The 16709-nt window shown below is 66.3% G+C and carries 11 protein-coding genes and 1 CRISPR repeat array; of the genes, 5 read left to right on the top strand and 6 right to left on the bottom strand.

Features of this window, described 5'->3' with window-relative positions; genetic code table 11:
* Nucleotides 1-2: 2 nt before the first annotated feature.
* Nucleotides 3-371: direct repeats of the CRISPR family, unit length 32 nt; unit sequence ATTTCAACCCACGCGCCCGCATGGGGCGCGAC.
* Nucleotides 372-513: 142 nt separating this feature from the next.
* Nucleotides 514-747: a hypothetical protein gene (locus tag BLT03_RS23755; protein WP_139160314.1), complete on the bottom strand. Its 234-nt coding sequence runs from the start codon at nt 745-747 to the stop codon at nt 514-516.
* A 95-nt stretch (nt 748-842) separates the two neighbouring features.
* Here BLT03_RS23755 and BLT03_RS03935 point away from each other — a divergent pair, with 95 nt between their 5' ends.
* The 3 genes from BLT03_RS03935 (at nt 843) to BLT03_RS03925 (ending at nt 4642) form a co-directional block, all read left to right on the top strand.
* Entirely contained in the window at nt 843-2060 is a 1218-nt protein-coding gene (locus BLT03_RS03935) for a GGDEF domain-containing protein (RefSeq protein WP_245711232.1), read from the top strand.
* A gap of 222 nt (nt 2061-2282) precedes the next feature.
* A complete protein-coding gene (locus tag BLT03_RS03930) occupies nt 2283-3107 on the top strand; it encodes an undecaprenyl-diphosphate phosphatase (protein ID WP_092740520.1) in 825 nt (274 codons plus the stop codon).
* A 197-nt stretch (nt 3108-3304) separates the two neighbouring features.
* Nucleotides 3305-4642, top strand: a complete 1338-nt coding sequence (locus tag BLT03_RS03925; RefSeq protein WP_092740518.1) for a diguanylate cyclase domain-containing protein — start codon at nt 3305-3307, stop codon at nt 4640-4642.
* A gap of 137 nt (nt 4643-4779) precedes the next feature.
* Here the strand turns inward: BLT03_RS03925 and BLT03_RS03920 are convergent, their stop codons facing one another.
* The 4 genes from BLT03_RS03920 to BLT03_RS03905 form a co-directional block, all read right to left on the bottom strand.
* Nucleotides 4780-6264 (bottom strand): FAD-binding oxidoreductase, encoded by a 1485-nt coding sequence (locus BLT03_RS03920; protein WP_092740516.1) that lies wholly within the window; start codon nt 6262-6264, stop codon nt 4780-4782.
* 85 nt (nt 6265-6349) lie between these two features.
* On the bottom strand, nt 6350-8146 hold the full coding sequence (locus BLT03_RS03915) for a diguanylate cyclase (protein WP_245711231.1): 1797 nt from the start codon (nt 8144-8146) through the stop codon (nt 6350-6352).
* A 355-nt stretch (nt 8147-8501) separates the two neighbouring features.
* Nucleotides 8502-9323 carry an alpha/beta fold hydrolase gene (locus BLT03_RS03910; protein ID WP_092740512.1) on the bottom strand — a complete coding sequence of 274 codons (822 nt, stop codon included), beginning with the start codon at nt 9321-9323 and terminating at the stop codon, nt 8502-8504.
* A gap of 28 nt (nt 9324-9351) precedes the next feature.
* A complete protein-coding gene (locus tag BLT03_RS03905) occupies nt 9352-10179 on the bottom strand; it encodes a proteasome-type protease (RefSeq protein ID WP_092740510.1) in 828 nt (275 codons plus the stop codon).
* Between the two features lie 310 nt (nt 10180-10489).
* Between BLT03_RS03905 and BLT03_RS03900 the strand changes: the two genes are divergently transcribed.
* Entirely contained in the window at nt 10490-11392 is a 903-nt protein-coding gene (locus BLT03_RS03900) for a cysteine dioxygenase (RefSeq protein ID WP_175537656.1), read from the top strand.
* Nucleotides 11393-11421: 29 nt separating this feature from the next.
* Here BLT03_RS03900 and mutS read toward each other — a convergent pair whose 3' ends face one another.
* Nucleotides 11422-14004: a DNA mismatch repair protein MutS gene (mutS, locus tag BLT03_RS03895; protein ID WP_092741053.1), complete on the bottom strand. Its 2583-nt coding sequence runs from the start codon at nt 14002-14004 to the stop codon at nt 11422-11424.
* 442 nt (nt 14005-14446) lie between these two features.
* Between mutS and BLT03_RS03890 the strand changes: the two genes are divergently transcribed.
* Nucleotides 14447-16687 carry an aminotransferase class V-fold PLP-dependent enzyme gene (locus BLT03_RS03890; RefSeq protein WP_092740506.1) on the top strand — a complete coding sequence of 747 codons (2241 nt, stop codon included), beginning with the start codon at nt 14447-14449 and terminating at the stop codon, nt 16685-16687.
* Nucleotides 16688-16709: the final 22 nt, after the last annotated feature.

Below are 16709 nucleotides of genomic sequence, written 5' to 3'. Positions count from 1 at the left end.
GTATTTCAACCCACGCGCCCGCATGGGGCGCGACTCCACCCGCTCTTTTCCAGATCGGCCAGCGGCCAGATTTCAACCCACGCGCCCGCATGGGGCGCGACATCTCCGAGCGCGGGACGGTCGGGACCATCCGAGCGATTTCAACCCACGCGCCCGCATGGGGCGCGACGGGCAATCGCGCACTGGATGGCATCGCCCTCGCAAGCAATTTCAACCCACGCGCCCGCATGGGGCGCGACAGATTCTTGCCAACGACGATTTGCGCGACCTGATATTTCAACCCACGCGCCCGCATGGGGCGCGACTGTGGAAGCCAAGAAAGCCGACTGGAAAGAGGGTATTTCAACCCACGCGCCCGCATGGGGCGCGACCGGGTCCTTATAACTCTGGACCCTGCTTCAAAAAATCCTTTCGTCTTAGCGAACCTCATCCCTACCAAGGGTCTGTGGCAGTTCAATTTGAACTCTCAGGAATAAATCCTTGATTGATCAATCACTTAAAGCGCCGCGAAGCTCACTGGTTAACCCCAGTCGCTTGTGGTTCGCAAATAGCCACCACCGCTGCAAAAAATCCACCGCATTTTTTGGCAGTGCTGACCAAAAGCCGATCCGGTTCGAGCTCCGATGCTGATCTGCCTTGAACCATCTGCATTTCCGCCATCCCAAAGCCAATCGAAAAGCCGTCTCTTAATCTTTTGCTATTGTGGTGAGTGAACCGATATGTAATATTCGCAAACAATTTTTGCACGTCAGCGTCGCGATACGGGCAAGTGGATCGATCGTAAGGAAAGCAATTCCATGGGTTTTACTGATGTGTGGGCCAATTGGCGTGCCCGGAGGCGCATGCGTTTCGAGAACACCGACGCGTTTCCCATGAGCGAGGAATTGAACGAACTCGACGTTTCGACGTTTTCGCACCACTCGGAACTGGGTGTTGCGTTGGTACTGAAGCAACGCTTGAATCGGCCCCGCACGCGGGTGGTTCCCGTTCTTCTGTGTTTGCTGTATTTAGCATGTGCCCTGGCTTTTTATGCCTTGGGCGTTGTGGATTTTTCGACGGTGGTGGTGGTGGCGGGGCTGATCGCGGTGCTCGTCGTGTCGTTCATGGGGCTTTTCTACGCGGGCCTGCATGAGCGATTTGCCGACCGGCAGATGCGCCTGCCGATCGTGGTCGGGGCATCGAGCGCGCTGTTGCTCGTCTTTTATCTGGAGCCCGTCACCCAGATCGCCCTGACGCCCTTTCTCTTCGTGGTGATGGCCTATGGCCTGTTCACGCTGTCGCGCGACATGGCGCTGGCGGTGTGCGTGGGCATTCTGGTCGGTTATGGAGCGATCGCTGGGCTGCACTATGGCCGCGATGAAAACGCCGCGCTGCTGCGGCTGGAAGTGCTGCACATGGTGGCGCTGGCGCTGGCGCTGCCGGCTTATGTGCTGTTGATGGGCCGGGTGCGCACGCTGCACCGGCTGCTGCAGAAAAAGAGCAGCGAGATGAAATCCATCACCGAAAGCTCGCGCCAGGATGCCTTGGCGGGGTGCCTTAATCGCCGCGCCATCCTGGCCGCGCTGGAGGAGCAAAAGCAACTGGCCGACGAGAGCGGGATTCCGCTGTGCATGGCCGTTGTGGACCTGGACCATTTCAAACGCATCAACGACGAAATGGGCCACCTCGAAGGCGACGAAGTGCTGCGCACTTTCTCCAAGCTGGGCCAGAACGCCGTGCGGACGGACGATTTCTTCGGGCGCTATGGCGGGGAAGAGTTTCTGGTGATCTTTCCCGCAACGCCTTTGCTACCCGCGCTCAATACCTGCGAGCGCATCCGTGTGCAAATCGAATCGCACGACTGGGACAACCCCTGGCTCAAGGGCAAGGTGACGGTGTCGGTCGGCGTCACCCAATACGTGTTGGGGGAGACGGCTCTCGAGTTCTTCGCGCGCGCCGATGCCGCGATGTACCTGGCCAAGCAGGGTGGCAGGAACCAGGTGGTGGTTCAAGAGCCCGTGGGGGCGGGGGCCGCGGCCAACGATGAAGAAGCGCAAGGACCGGCGCACGGTTACTTCTAGCGAGCCCGCGCATAGGCCTGGCGAGCGCGGCCCGGCCGCCTGCAGTTGAGCCAGCCGCGCCGCTGGGTTACTGCTTCTTTCTTGCGGCCAACTGCTGCGCCAACGCCTCACGGACGCGCCGGCCGCTTGGGGCGCCGACGCACTCCTGCAGGACTTGCGCCAGTTGCGCCGAGGCAAACGGCCGGGCGCCGATAATCCGGCCTGTCATTTCAAGGAGCGCCAGTGGACGTCGTATTGTTGGTCAAGGCCGCCATCATGGGGGTGGTCGAGGGCCTGACCGAGTTTCTTCCCATTTCTTCCACCGGGCACCTGATCCTGGCGGGTTCATTGCTCGGTTTCGACGACGACAAGGCCAAGGTCTTCGACATCGCGATCCAGACGGGCGCGATCTTCGCGGTCATCCTGGTGTACTGGCAGAAGATCCGCGACACCGTGGTGGCGCTGCCCACGCAGCGGCAGGCGCGCCGTTTCGCGCTCAACGTGATCATCGGTTTTCTGCCGGCCGTGGTGCTGGCGCTGATCTTCGGCAAGCTCATCAAGGAGCATCTTTTCACGCCCGTGGTGGTGGCCAGCACGTTCATCGTGGGCGGCTTCGTGATCCTGTGGGCCGAGCGCCGTTCGCCGCGCGCGGTGCGCGTGCAAACGGTGGACGAGATGACGCCGCTCGATGCGCTCAAGGTGGGGCTGGCGCAATGCCTGGCCATGGTGCCGGGCACCAGCCGCAGCGGGGCCACCATCATCGGCGGCATGTTGCTGGGACTCTCCCGCAAGGCCGCGACCGATTTCTCGTTCTTTCTGGCCATTCCCACGCTGATCGGGGCGGGCGTCTACAGCCTGTACAAGGAGCGGCATCTGCTGTCGGTGGCGGATGTGCCGCTGTTCGCGGTGGGGCTGGTGTTTTCGTTCATCAGCGCATGGCTTTGCGTGCGCTGGCTGCTGCGCTACATCAGCACGCACAGCTTCGTGCCGTTCGCGTATTACCGCATCGGCTTCGGCATCGTGGTGCTGATCACGGCCTGGACCGGATGGGTCACCTGGGCGGATTGAGGCGCCGTTGAGGCCGAAAGCCTGCGGCCGAGCGGTCTCCCAGGCGTGAAAGCCCTGGCGGTCTGGTAACAGAAAATGATAAGCTGCCCCGCGCAACCCGGAGGCGGGGTGCACGGTGGCGGGAGGCTGCCGCTGCGCCCGCCTATCTCCCCTGGTTGCCCACGCTGCCAACGACAACAGTCAAGGGTTCCCGCCGTATGACGCCAAACGAGCTGCAGGGATTTCGCGCGCTGCCCGCATCGGGGTCGGCGCCGGAATTTTCAGCCGAAGAGATGCTGGGCCTGCTCACACGCAGCGTGGGGGCCACCGTGGCCGTGGTGAACCGGCAGCAGCGCGTGGTGTATGTGAACGACGAATATGCCCGCTGGTTCGGCGCCCCGGCGGTCGAGCTGGTCGGCAAGACGCTGCTGGAGCTGTACGGCGACTACAACCATTCGCGTTTCATGCCGTTCGTGGAGCGCGTGCTGCGCGGCGAGCGCCTGAACTACCAGCGCCTGGTGCACAACCCCGAGGGCTTCGAGGAATGGCGCACCATCTGCCTGGCCCCCTGGCGCAACCCCCAGGGCGAGATCGACGGCTTCGTGACCACCGCTCTCGACGTGCATGAGCTGCAGGTCACCATGAACGCCCTGCGCGCCGCCAACCAGCGGCTGTCTTCGCACATGGACAACAGCCCGCTGGCGGTGCTGGAGATGGACCACGAACTGCGGCTGCTGCACTGCTCGCGCCGCGCCGTCCAATTGATGGGTTGGGAAGACGTGGTGCAGATCGAGGCGCGCTCGCTGCTGGCGCTGCCGGGCACCGCCGCCATGGACGAGAACCTGACCCAGGCCCTGGCCAACCTGCAGTCCGGCCGCGAATCGCAGAACCGGGTGGAAACCTGCTTCTTGCGTGGCGACGGCAAGGAGATGCATTGCGAGTGGTTCAACTCGGCGCTCACCGATGCGGAGAGCCGGGTGACCTCGATCATGTCGCTGGTGCAGGACGTGTCCGCCAAGATCGAAATCTCGCGCCAGCAGCAGTACCTGGCCAACCACGACTCGCTCACAGGGCTGTACAACCGCTCGGCGTTCCACCGCCGCTGCGAGCGGTCGCTGGAGGCCGCGCGGCACCATGCCGGGACCGTGGCGCTGCTCTTCATCGACCTGGATGGCTTCAAGAAGATCAACGACGAACAGGGCCACAAAGTGGGCGACGAGGTGCTTCGGCTCGTCGCGAAGCGGCTGGGCAACGTGGTGCGCGCGCAGGACACGGTGGCCCGCTTGGGCGGCGACGAGTTTTTGGTGATGCTGGATACCGACGTGACCCACAGCGCCCCGAGCAGCATGGGCCACCGCATCATCGATGCGCTCGCCCAGCCGATGCGGGTGGAGGGCTGCGATGTTCGGGTGGGCGCGAGCATCGGCGTGGCGACCTACCCGCCGATCGAGGGCGACATCGAGGTGCTCATGGGCCACGCCGACCAGGCGATGTACGCGGCCAAGCGGGCAGGGTCGGGCTGCGTGCGCCACGCGGAACTGCCGCCGCCCCCTTGATCGAGAAGCGGGGCGGTGCCGCCGGGCGGGTACGGTGACCGGCGCCTGCTTCGCTCCTCCCCGACGCTTCGCCAAGCCCCCTGGAGGCGCTCTGGAAGCGCCCTAAAGCAAACGAGGGCGCTTCAGAGTCCTGCCCATCATTCGCCGAGGATCTTCGGCAGCGCGATGCTTTGCGCGTAGTGGAAGAAGTTCGTCGGGTCGTACCGGAGCTTGACCTGCTGGAGCTTGGCGTAGGTGGCCGCATCCCAGTAGGCATCGGCGAAGTTTTCCAGCGTCGAATCCGGGTAGTTCTGGTACACGGCGCCGCTCAGCCAGGGCTTCACCAGCTCCATGAAGCCGGCCAGCCACATTTCCATGTGGCCCCGCTCTTCCTCGTTTTGCCAGAACACGTCCACCACCAGGTCGCAGGCCACGTCGCGGTGGATGAAGGCGCTGTCGGAGACGGGGTAGCGGTTGATGGCGCCGCCGTAGGGTTCGAGGTAGGCCAGGGACCATTTGTTGGGCGACGTGTTGAAGTAATCCACCACCTGCTGCCACTGGGCTTGCGTCATCGGCTGCGGGATGTACGCGCTGGCCTTGGATTCGCACACCTTCTCTGGCAGGTTCTGCGGCAGCGTGTAGGGCTGGTCTTCCAGGTACACGTTCATGTCGGGATAGGTGCCCACCTTGTCCACGAGCAACTGGGCGCTCGGCACGGCCAGCAGCGAGGCGATGGCCTTCATGCCGTCGTCGCGCGTGCCGCAGAACATGCCCTGCACCATGTACACGGCCACCTCGTTGTAGTAGCCCAGATTCATCATGTAGCCGAGCGCATCGGGCGCGCCGGTCTTCATGTAGCTGGTCTGCATGAGTGCCAGCACTTCGGCGGCATGCGCGGCGTCCCAACTGATGGACCACGCCCAGACCTGGGCCAGCGGCACCATGCGGTAGGTCACCTGCAGCACGACGCCGAAGTTGCCGCCGGTGCCGCCGCGCAGCGCCCAGTACAACATTTCGTTCTCGGTCTCGCTGGCGATGACGGTGCTGCCGTCGGCCAGCATCACGCGCATCGATTGCACCAGATCGCTCTGGATGCCGAAGGCGCGCGAGGTATAGCCATAGCCTCCGCCCTGCACGAAGCCGCCCACGCACACGCTGCCGCAGGCGCCGGTCGGCACGTGCCAGCCCGTGTTGTTCATCGACGCATTGAAGGCGTCGAAATTGGTGCCAGGCAGCACGCTCACCGTTTGCTGGCCGGGGTTCAGCACCACGCCGCTCATCAGGCTCAGGTCAACGACCATGCCGCTGTTGACCGAATAGCCGGCCGTGCTGTGGCCGCCGCAGCGCACGGCGACCCAGGCATTGAAAGTGCGGGCGTAGGCCAGGCACAGGGCCACGTCGTTCTCGCATTTGCAGTAGACGATTACCCAGGGGTAGGACTGGAAGGCCGGGTTGGACTCCTGGCGGTCTTCTTCGTAGTGCGTGTTGCCAGGCAGCACGATGTAGCCGAGCAGGCCGTATTCCAGCGCGGCCAGCGCCTGCCAGGGTGTCGGGTCGTCCGCCGGCTGGCTGGCGGCCAGCGCGCTCAGGTGGGCGACGCGGGCGTCCTTGGCAATGCGGTCGGGACTCTTGCGATGGGCCATGGGGGAAAGCTCCTTGGGGTTGGTTTGAAAGTCAGGGGAAAGGGTGGAATGGGAGAGGAAAGCTGGCGGTCAACCGTGCGGGGCCTCATGCCGAGGACAGCGCCAGATCGCCCGTGTTGCGCCGCACGCAGAACTTGCCGCTCTGCTTGCCGCTGTACATGGCGGCATCGGCCAGCTTGATGAGCAGGGTGGGCTCGGTGGAATCCAGCGGGGCTAGCGCATAGCCGATGGTCAGGCCCACCTGCAGTTCGAGCGCACCGATCACGATGGGCCGGCGGAACGCGTCCAGCAGCTGGGTGCCCAGTTCGTGCGCTTCTTCCGGGCTCGTCAGGTCGTTGGCCATCACCACGAACTCGTCGCCGCCGATGCGGGCGACGGTGTCGGTATGGCGCAGGTGTTCGTGCAGGCGTGCCGTCACGGCGACCAGCAGCTGGTCGCCCACGGCATGCCCGTGGCAGTCGTTGACGGGCTTGAAGCCGTCCAGGTCGAGCATGTAGACGGCCGCCAGATGGTCGGGCGTGCAGCGGGCCATCGCGGCGGCGAGGGCCAGGTCGAGCCCGCGGCGGTTCGCCAGCCCCGTGAGCGGGTCCGTGTGGGCCAGCGAACGCATCGCGTCGCGCTCGCGCCGGGCCACTTGCGCGGCCGTGCGCAGCGCCAACGTGCGCAGCCCGAGCACGCGCATGAACAGCAGCATGTTCACCACCGCGCCGATCTGAAAGGCGTGCAGCGTCCAGAAGTTCGCCGGCAGCAAACCTTGCGCCAGGCAGACCATGCCGGCGGCCGCGACGAGGTAGGCCGCGCCAGCCGCCAACAGGGTCGTGCCCAGCGGATCACGGCGGCGCGCGCGGCTCCAGGCCACCGGCACGCTCATGAGCAACGGCAGGGCACTCAGCACGCTCAGCAGAACCATGGCGGTGCGCGTGCCGATCACGTCCACCAGAAAGGCGGCGCCCAGCGCGGTGCTTATGGCCGCACCTGCCTGCATCGCGCGCAGGAACCCGCCGCGCGGCGCACCCTCCACCAGCGCATGTCCCATGAACAGAAACAGCGCCGACAGGGCCGTGAAGCCGCACAGGCTGGCGATGTGCAGTTCGATCCAGAGCTGGTCACGCCACAGGTACTGTGCCCCGATCCCGAAGAGCTGCAGGCAAAAGCCCGCGCTGGATGCAACCAGCAACGCGTAATACAGAAAGAGCCGCTCGCTGCCCCCCACCCATTGCCCCAGGCTGTAGATCAGCAGGCAGGTGGCCAAGCCCGCGAACAGGCCCTGCAGCATCTGCTCGGCCAGCGCGGCCTCGACGAAAGCCGGAGCCTGCGCCACCGTGGCCGGCACGATCATCGCGCCGCCCGTGCGCACGCGCACCAGCAGTTCATACGACGCGCCCGCAACCATGTGCAAGCCCATGGCGGGCGTGCGCGACTGCCACGGCCGCTGGCTGAAGCTGCGCAGGTTGCCCAGCGCGGCGTGCTGCGCGATGCGGCCATCGCGCGCCAGGTAAATGTCCACCTGGTGCAGCGCCGGGTAGTCGATGTTGACGATCCAGTCGGTGCTGGCGCTCGCCCCGTTGACCAGCGATGCGCGCAGCCATACAGCGCCCTTGCGAAGCCCGAGCGATCCGCTGGCATGCGCCGGCACCGCGAAGGCGGTGGGGCGTGCCAAGGCTTCTTCGGCCGTCAGCGCCGCGGTGCGGTCGGCCATGACGGTGAAGGCCGGCCACAGGTCCGTCGGCGGCATCCCGTCGCGCAGCACCAGGGGCTGCGCAGCGTGGACGCTGGCACCGATGAGCCAGGCCAGCAGCACAAACCAGCCACGTAGCCCGCCCAGGCAGCGCGCCATGGCGCTCACGAGACGTTGGCGCGGGCAGAGGACAAAGTAGCGCATGGCGGCGGGTGGCTCAACAGCAACGACCATGCATGCCCGGCTCAGGCCAGGCGGCGCGGAAGGGACGAGAGCGGGCCCAGGGGCTCTAAGCGATGGCTATCACGGCAGGATGTTTCGGGATCAATCACGATGTATCACCTTGTAACGCTGCCGCAGTGTAGGTGAACTTTTAGGAAGATTCCATTTTTTTACACGCCCTCGTGCGTAACGCTGGCGAAGGCCGCTGAACCGAGGGTTTTTGCGGTGGCGGGAACGAAGAAACTACGGAGCGAATCGCTGCTTTGCGCGAGCGTTCTGGACCTGCTCAAGGTGCCCGCCGTGCGCGCAGCCGGCAGTGCGTCGGGCGGTTGCCCGGTCAGGCTTTTTCTTTTTGAATGCCTGAGAGGTTCAGCAGAGAAGCTTCGATGGCGGCGGCCGTGGTCCGGGGCTGCTCCATGGGGAACAGGTGGCTGCCGTCCAGCACCATCACCCGGCCCTGGGTGATGTTGAGCGTCATCGCCATGCCCACTTGCCGCACTTCGGCGGAGGCGCGCCCGCCGATGAAGGCCGCGGGGCAGCGCAGCGGGTGCGCGCGCAGTAGTTGCGACAGGTTGTGGGGCAGGGTGTTGTAGATGGCAGTTTCGACCGCGCGGTCGAAGTGCAGCACGTGCTTGCCGTCCTGCTCGGTCAGCCCGTGGCGGATGTAGTCGCGCAGCACCTCGTCATCCCACTGCGCAAAGGCTTTCTTCTTGCGGAAATGCTCCAGCGCCTCATCGGGGCTGGCCCAGGCGTTGCGCCGTGCCCGGCTCACCTTGCCGGGCGAGACCGATCCCACCAGCTGTGTCTGCTTGGCCATGCCCAGCGCGCTGGCGCGCCAGCCACTGATGAGGGGCGAATCGATCATGAGCACGCCGCGCGCCAGATCAGGGTGCCGCGCCGCCGCCATCACGCTCAAAAAGCCGCCCAGCGAATGCCCGACCATAAAAACCGGCCCGCCCACGCGCTGCACTTGCTGCTGCGCGAAGTCGGCGAGCTGCTGCACCAGGTGCGGCCAGTTGTTGGTGACCGGGTACTCGGGCGCGTGCCCGTAGCGGTCGGGGGCGGTCACGTCGAAGCCGCGGTCCTTCAGGTGGCGAAAAAGCACCGAATAGGTGCCTGCAGGAAAGCTGTTCGCGTGCGAGAAGACGATGGGGAGCATGCTGCTGCAGGGCGCGGCCGAAAAGGCGTCAGACGAGCTTGTCGCGCGGATTGGTGATCTTCTTGATCGGGCGGCTGCGCGAAGGCTCCACCTTCAGCGGCACTTCGGTCAAGCCGCCATGCCAGGCCGGGTCTTCGATGCTGTCGAACACCTCGCGCAGTTTCTCGCCCCAACTGTTGTGCAGCATGCGGAAATAGGGGTTGTGTTCGTCGATGCACACGATCTTGTCGGTGGCGAACTGGTTGACCTCGTATACCACCAGGTCCAGCGGCAGGCCCACCGAGAGGTTCGATTTGAGCGTGCTGTCCATCGACACCAGGGCGCACTTGGCGGCTTCGTCCAGCGGGGTGTCGGGGGTCAGCACCCGGTCGAGCACCGGCTTGCCGTATTTGGATTCGCCGACCTGGAAGTAAGGCGTTTCCGAGGTCGCCTCGATGAAGTTGCCGGCCGAATACACCTGGAACAAGCGCATGCCCTCGCCCTGGATCTGCCCGCCGAACACCAGCGACACGTTGAAATCCACACCGGACCGCTTGAGCGCCGCGCCATCGCGCTCGTACACATGGCGCACCGCCGCGCCCAGCACGCGCGCGGCGTCGAACATGCTCTTGGCGTTCCAGATGGTCATGGGCTCGCCGCCGTCGCGGTCGGTGAGCTGCTCGGACTGCAGGAGCTCCCGCACCGATTGCGAGATGCTCAGGTTGCCGGCGGACAGCAGCACCATGAAACGGTCGCCAGCCTTCTCGTAGATCATCATCTTGCGAAAGGAGCTGATCTGGTCCAGGCCCGCGTTGGTGCGGGAATCGGACAGGAAAACCAGTCCGGCATTGAGCTTGATGGCGACGCAATACGTCATGGGGGGCAACTTGGGAACAAAGGGTCGAGTGTAGAGGGTTGTCGCCATTCTGGTGCATGGCCCCGCTGGCAGGGCGCAGGCCGGCACGCCGTGAAAAGCGTTTAAGGCAGCGCGCAGATGGGTTGAGATCTTTCCGCTATATGGAAAGACATTCGCACCTGCCACTACGCGCTTCGCATGGCGCTCTTTGTTTTCGGCCACGGTTTGAAAAATGGAGGTGGGTGGTGAGCGGCATTTACTTCGCCGTTCCCGCCATTCCGGCTTGTCTCGCCTTATCCCTTCATTCATTGATTCACCACGTTTCAAACCCATGACCACCAGTTCCATTGCTTCGCCCTCCCGCTCATCTTCCCCGCGGACGGACCGCACCGACATCGCCGATACGGCATCGTCGGCAAAGCGGCCTGCCCCGGCCAACAGTCAATCCGCCAACGACGCGCGCCTGGATGGCTTGCCGGCGCGCTCTTCGGACGCGTCTCAGGCTTCGGCGGCTGCAAAGCGTCCACGCATCGCTTTGCCCGGCGCCGACGCCAAAGACATCGCCACCCGCGAAGCTGCGCTCGACAAGGTCTACACCGCTGTTTCCGCGCAGAACCAGCAAAAGCACATCGGCAACCAGAAACGCCTGGAGGCAGGCATTCGATCGTTCCTGGGCCAGGCCTCGGTGAAGGCCGATATCGCGGCGGGCAAGGATGTGCGCGACTGCGTGGCAGGCGCCCTGGATGGCCTGCTGAAAGAGGCCCAGCTATCGACCGACGTCTACCAACCCAAGAGCGGTGAATTGGCGGGCTATGGCCGCTACCTGCTTCACAGCCATGCAGAGGCCGGCGAATCGTTCTGCCTGCAATTGTTCGCATTCGCCGATGGCCAGAAAACCCCGATCCACGACCATCCCAACGAATGCGCGTCGTTCGTGCTGAAGGGCAACCTGTGGGAGCGGCTCTATTCCCCCACTGAAACGCCCGAGGGCGCGCCTGTGCCTCTGGCCGTCAAGGACAAGAAGAACGAGCGACTTCAAGGGTCGATGGACGGCTTCGGCCCGACGGAGTTGGGCATTCCACACAGCCTCAAAAACACCTCTGGCGACATCGCGCTTTCGGTGCACCTGTACCGCGACATGGATGGCCTGTCCGACCGGCAGCAGATCGCCGCCAAGACGAAGTTCGAACGCGCGCCGAAGGCTCCGCAGCCCGACGCTGCAGCGGCCGAATAAGCTGGCAGAACGCAGGCGGCCTGCGCCGCTTAAGCCCGGGCCAGCCGTTTGAGCTGGTACAGCGCGTCCAGCGCCTCGCGCGGGCTCAGGGTGTCGGGCTGCAGGTCGGCCAGGGCCGCCTCCACCGGGCTCACCAGCGGGCCGTCGGCATCGGGCGGTTCGGCGAACAGATCGACCTGCGTCTCGCCCTCGTTCGCGCGCTGCTCCAGCGCGGCGAGCGTGTGGCGGGCGTGGTTCAGCACCGGGCCGGGCACCCCCGCCAGGCGGGCGACGTGGATGCCGTAGCTACGGCTGGCCGGGCCGGGCTGGATCTCGTGCAGGAAGACGATGTTCGAGCCCGACTCGGTCGCGCCCACGTGCACATTCACCGCGTGCTGGTGTCGGGCCGACAGCTCGGTCAGCTCGAAGTAGTGCGTGGCGAACAGCGTGAAGGCCTTGGTGCGGTCGTGCAGGTGCGTGGCGATGCCACTGGCCAGCGCCAGGCCGTCGAAGGTGCTCGTGCCGCGCCCGATCTCGTCCATCAGCACGAGGCTGTGCGGCGTGGCCGAATGCAGGATCTGCGCGGCCTCGGTCATCTCCAGCATGAAGGTCGATTGCGCATTGGCCAGGTCGTCGGCCGCGCCGATGCGCGTGTGGATCGCATCGATCGGGCCCAGCCGGCACGAAGTGGCCGGCACGTGGCTGCCCATGCTGGCCAGCAGCACGATCAGCGCCACCTGCCGCATGTAGGTCGATTTCCCGCCCATGTTCGGGCCGGTGATGACCTGCATGCGGGTGTTGGCGTTCAGCCGCGTGTGGTTGGCGATGAAGCTGCCGGACGAGGTCTCGGCCAGCCGCGCCTCCACCACCGGGTGGCGTCCGCCTTCGATCTCGATGCAGGGCTCGGGCGCGAACTGCGGCGCGCACCAGTTCAGCGTGAGCGAGCGTTCTGCCAGCGCGCACAGCACGTCCAGCGTGGCCAGCGCATGCGCCAGCCGGGTGAGCGCGGGCACGTGCGGCTGCAACTGGTCCAGCACCTGTTCGTAGAGCCATTTCTCGCGCGCCAGGCCGCGTTCCTGTGCCGACAGGGCCTTGTCCTCGAAGGTTTTCAGCTCGGGCGTGATGAAGCGCTCGGCGTTCTTGAGCGTCTGGCGGCGGCGGTAGTCGTTGGGCACGCGGTCCAGGTGGCTGCTCGTCACCTCGATGTAAAAGCCATGCACCTTGTTGAACTGAACGCGCAGGTTGGCGATGCCGGTGCGCGCTTTCTCGCGCGTTTCCAGGTCGAGCAAAAACGTGTCGCAATGGGTCTGGATGCCGCGCAGTTCGTCCAGCTCGGCATCGAAGCCCGCCGCGATCACGCCGCCGTCGCGCACCAGCGCCGCGGGCTCTTCATGGATGGCCGCGCGCAGCAGTTCGCCGCAATCGACCGGCGGCCGCAGGTGTTCGAAGATCTGAGCCAAAAACGGCTCTGGCGCAATGAATGCACCGGCAAGCTGCTCTGCTTTTTGTAGCGTCTTGCACAGGCCCAGCAGTTCGCGGGGACGCACCTGGCGCAGCGCGATGCGCGCGGTGATGCGCTCCACGTCGCTCACACCGCGCAGTTCGCCCCGCAGGATTTGCCACGGGCCCGCGCCCGCTCCGGTGCCGCGCAGCGCGGCCGTGGCCGACAGGCGCTGGCGCGCTTCGGTGCGATCGCGCCGCGGCTCCAGCAGCCAGGTCTTGAGCAGGCGGCTGCCCATGCCGGTCATGCAGGTGTCCAGCAGCGAAAAAAGCGTGGGCGAGTCTTCGCCGCGCAGCGTGCGCGTCAGTTCCAGATTGCGGCGCGTCGCCAGGGGCAGGGCGATCAGTTCGTCGCTCTGCTGCACGCGCACACCATGCACGTGGGTGAGCGAGCGGCCCTGCGTGTGCTCGGCATAGGCCAGCAGTGCCGAGGCGGCGGCGTGCGAGTGGGCCAGGTCCTGCGCGCTCCAGGCGTTCAGGCTCGCGGCGCCCAGGTGCTCCAGCAGCTTGCGCTCGCCCAGGGCGGCGTCGAACTGCCAGTCGGGCCGCAGGCTCAACGGGCAGGCGAACGTGCCGTTATGGCGCAGCGCCTTGAGCTGCTCTTCGAAGCGCTCGGTCACGCCGGCGCTGTAGATCACTTCGCTGGGGCCGATGCGCGCGATCCACGCGCCGACCTCGTCATGCATGCATTCGGCCAGGTGGACCAGACCCTGCGTCACGCTCAGCCATGCCAGGCCGCAGCGCGCCCGCGGGCCCTGGTGGATCGACAGCAGCAGCGATTCGGCCTTGTCGGACAGCAGTTCGCTATCGGTCAGCGTGCCCGGCGTGACCACGCGCACCACCTTGCGCTCCACCGGCCCCTTGGAGGCGCCCACTTCGCCCACCTGCTCGCAGATCGCGACCGATTCGCCCATCTTGATGAGCCGGGCCAGGTAGTTCTCCAGCGCATGGAACGGCACCCCGGCCATCACCACCGGCTGCCCGCCGGACTGCCCGCGCTGCGTGAGCGTGATGTCGAGCAGCCGTGCGGCCTTCTCGGCATCGGCGAAGAACACCTCGTAGAAGTCGCCCATGCGGTAGAAAACCAGCGTGTCGGGGTATGCCGCCTTCAAGGCCAGGTACTGCTGCATCATCGGCGTGTGGTGCGACAGGTCGGCCCCCACCGGGGGCGTGACGGGCCCGCCGACGGGAGCAGGGATGCCAGCGGTGGCGGTGGACGGGGCGGTGGATGGGGCGTTTTCTACCTGCTGCATGGATGCTTTCTCTCGACGTCACCGGGGTGGGCTCAGCGGCGAAAAACCGCTCGCTGCAAAAATCCCGCACGGGGTGGCATCGCGGCGCCGAGTGGGGCCGCGGCGAACCCTCTATTGTGGACGAGGCCCTTGGCCTGCCCGCTTGCGCAGGGCCGAACAGGGGCTGCAACGGCTGCAGGCAAAACGTTATCTCCAGTGCCGGTCTCACCGATGCGAGAGATTGCTGCATTTCTAATTTCGACGATAAATGAGAAAAATATTCTCATAGTGGCTGCTTACCATGGACGCAGTTACCAAGATTCATCGAAATCGAGAAAACGCCATGGAAATCTACCTCGACGCCAACGCCACCACGCCCGTCCTTCCCGCTTCCCGCGCCGCCGCCCTGGCCGCGATGGCGGACGACTACGGCAACCCCAGCAGCACGCACAGCACCGGCCTCAAGGCCCGTGCGCTGATGGACGCGGTTCGCGCCCGGGCGCGCCGGGTGGTGGGCGCGCCGTCGGGGCAACTGATGTTCGTGAGCGGCGCGACCGAGGGCATTCAGACGGCGGTGCTGTCTGCGCTGGACCGCCTGCGCGTGCAGCGCGCCGCGGGCGAGGCCGTGCCGGACCTGCTGCTCTACGGCGCCACCGAGCACAAGGCGGTTCCCGAAGCGCTCAAGCACTGGAATGCGCTGCTGCAGCTGAACCTGCAGGTGCTGCCGATTCCCGTGGGGCCCGATGGCCGCCACGACCTTGGCTGGCTGCGCGCCCATGCGCCGCGTGCCGGGCTGGTGTGCACCATGGCGGCCAACAACGAAACCGGCGTGGTCAGCGATCTGGCGGGCATCGCCCTCGCGCTGGCCGGCAGCCGCGCCCTGTGGATGGTGGACAGCGTGCAGGCCCTGGGCAAGATGCCGCTGCAACTGGTGGACCACCCCATCGACTACGCCACGTTCTCGGGCCACAAGCTCTACGCGCCCAAGGGCATCGGCCTGCTGTACGTGCGCGAAGGCGCCCCCTTCACGCCCATGATGGCCGGCGGCGGCCAGGAGGGCGCGCTGCGCTCCGGCACCGAGAACATGGCGGGCATCGCCGCGCTGGGCGCGGTGCTGGCGGCGCTGGAGGACGGCACCACCTTCCAGCCCCCGGCGGTATTGGCCGACTACCGCGCGCGCCTGGGCGATGCGTTGCGGGATGCCTTTCCAGGCCTGGTGTTCAACGCGCCGCCCGAGCACTGCCTGCCCACCACGCTCAACTTTTCTGTGCCGGGCGTGGGCTCCAAACTGCTGCTGGACCTGTTCGATGCGGCCGGCGTGCGCGTCAGCGGCGGCTCGGCCTGCAGCGCGGCCAAGGCCCAGCCCAGCCACGTGCTGGAGGCCATGCAACTGCCGGCGTGGCAGTCGGCCTCGGCCGTGCGGCTGTCGTTCGGCCCGGCGGCCGACAGCGCTTTCATCCACGAGGCCTGCGCTCGCATCCGGGCCTGCGGCGACTCGCTGCGCGACAGTTGCCTGGCTCCGTCGCAGCACGCCGCGCCGCCGGTCGAGGGCGTGACGCGCTTCGTCGTGGACGGCGCTTGCTGCTACCTCGTGGCCGATGCCGCCAGCCGCCGCTGCGCCGTGATCGACCCGCTGCCCGAACTGACAGAGCGGCTCGCGCAACTGGTGCGCTGCCAGGGCTACACGCTGATGGCGGTGCTCGACACGCACAGCCACGGCGACCATGCGTCATCCGCACCGCAGTTGCGTGCTGCGCTGGGCGGCCATACTTTTGAAGCCGGCGCGGTAGACGCCCTGGGCTGGCCCCAAGGCGCCGACCGGATCGACCTAGGCGCGATGCACCTCACGCGCCTGGCCTCGCCCGGCCACACCGAAGACTCCACCACGTACCTGCTGCACGGCGCGCAGGGGCTGCGCCTGGCCTTCGTGGGCGACACCGTGATGCCCGGCGCCCTGGGCCGCAGCGATTTCGCCCAGAGCGCGCCGCTCGCCTTCGGGCCGTCGCTGCACCGGCTGGCGCAGGTGCTCGGCCCGCAAACCCTGCTGCTGCCGGGTCACGATTACGACGATCGCTTCGCCAGCACCCTGGGCACCGAGTTCACCGCCCAGCCGCTGCTGGCCCAGGTGCTGGACGGCCGGTTGGATGCGCAGGCGTTTGCCGAAGCCAAGGCGCAGCTGGAACACAGCCTGGCGCCCCAGGCGACGGGCGGCCAGCCGATGGTGTGCGGCGCCCGTGTGGATGCCTCCCCATGCGCGGCTGCGGCCTCCAGCGACCTCAACGCCGCGGCCCTGCAGGCTTTGTTGAAAGGCGAGCCTTCGCTGTTGCTGGTGGATGTGCGCGAGCCCTACGAGCAGCGCCTGGGCCGTGCGCCCGAGTTGGGCGGCACCGTGCAGCGCCAGGCGGTGCCGCTGTCGGCGCTGGTGAATGCCCTGCCGGACTGGCTCACCCTGCCGCCCGACACGCCCGTGCTGTTCTTTTGCCGCAGCGGCAACCGCAGCGCGCAGGCCGCCAAGGCGCTGCGCCGCCTGGGCCACGCGCGCGCCTTCAGTCTGGCGGGCGGCATGGCGCTGTGGCGCAACTGAACGGGCGCATCAGAAAGCCGCT

It is taken from the genome of Paracidovorax valerianellae (genome assembly GCF_900102625.1).
Classification (GTDB): domain Bacteria; phylum Pseudomonadota; class Gammaproteobacteria; order Burkholderiales; family Burkholderiaceae_C; genus Paracidovorax; species Paracidovorax valerianellae.
Note: the sequence above shows the minus strand (reverse complement) of the source record. Positions and strands in the feature narration are given on the sequence as shown.

Excerpts from the sequence above, each read along its gene's own strand:
- BLT03_RS03935 (WP_245711232.1), top strand. The coding sequence starts at position 843 with ATGCGTTTCGAGAACACCGACGCGTTTCCCATGAGCGAGGAATTGAAC.
- BLT03_RS03925 (WP_092740518.1), top strand. The coding sequence starts at position 3,305 with ATGACGCCAAACGAGCTGCAGGGATTTCGCGCGCTGCCCGCATCGGGG.
- BLT03_RS03920 (WP_092740516.1), bottom strand. The coding sequence starts at position 6,264 with ATGGCCCATCGCAAGAGTCCCGACCGCATTGCCAAGGACGCCCGCGTC.
- BLT03_RS03915 (WP_245711231.1), bottom strand. The coding sequence starts at position 8,146 with ATGCGCTACTTTGTCCTCTGCCCGCGCCAACGTCTCGTGAGCGCCATG.
- BLT03_RS03910 (WP_092740512.1), bottom strand. The coding sequence starts at position 9,323 with ATGCTCCCCATCGTCTTCTCGCACGCGAACAGCTTTCCTGCAGGCACC.
- BLT03_RS03905 (WP_092740510.1), bottom strand. The coding sequence starts at position 10,179 with ATGACGTATTGCGTCGCCATCAAGCTCAATGCCGGACTGGTTTTCCTG.
- BLT03_RS03900 (WP_175537656.1), top strand. The coding sequence starts at position 10,490 with ATGACCACCAGTTCCATTGCTTCGCCCTCCCGCTCATCTTCCCCGCGG.
- mutS (WP_092741053.1), bottom strand. The coding sequence starts at position 14,004 with ATGATGCAGCAGTACCTGGCCTTGAAGGCGGCATACCCCGACACGCTG.
- BLT03_RS03890 (WP_092740506.1), top strand. The coding sequence starts at position 14,447 with ATGGAAATCTACCTCGACGCCAACGCCACCACGCCCGTCCTTCCCGCT.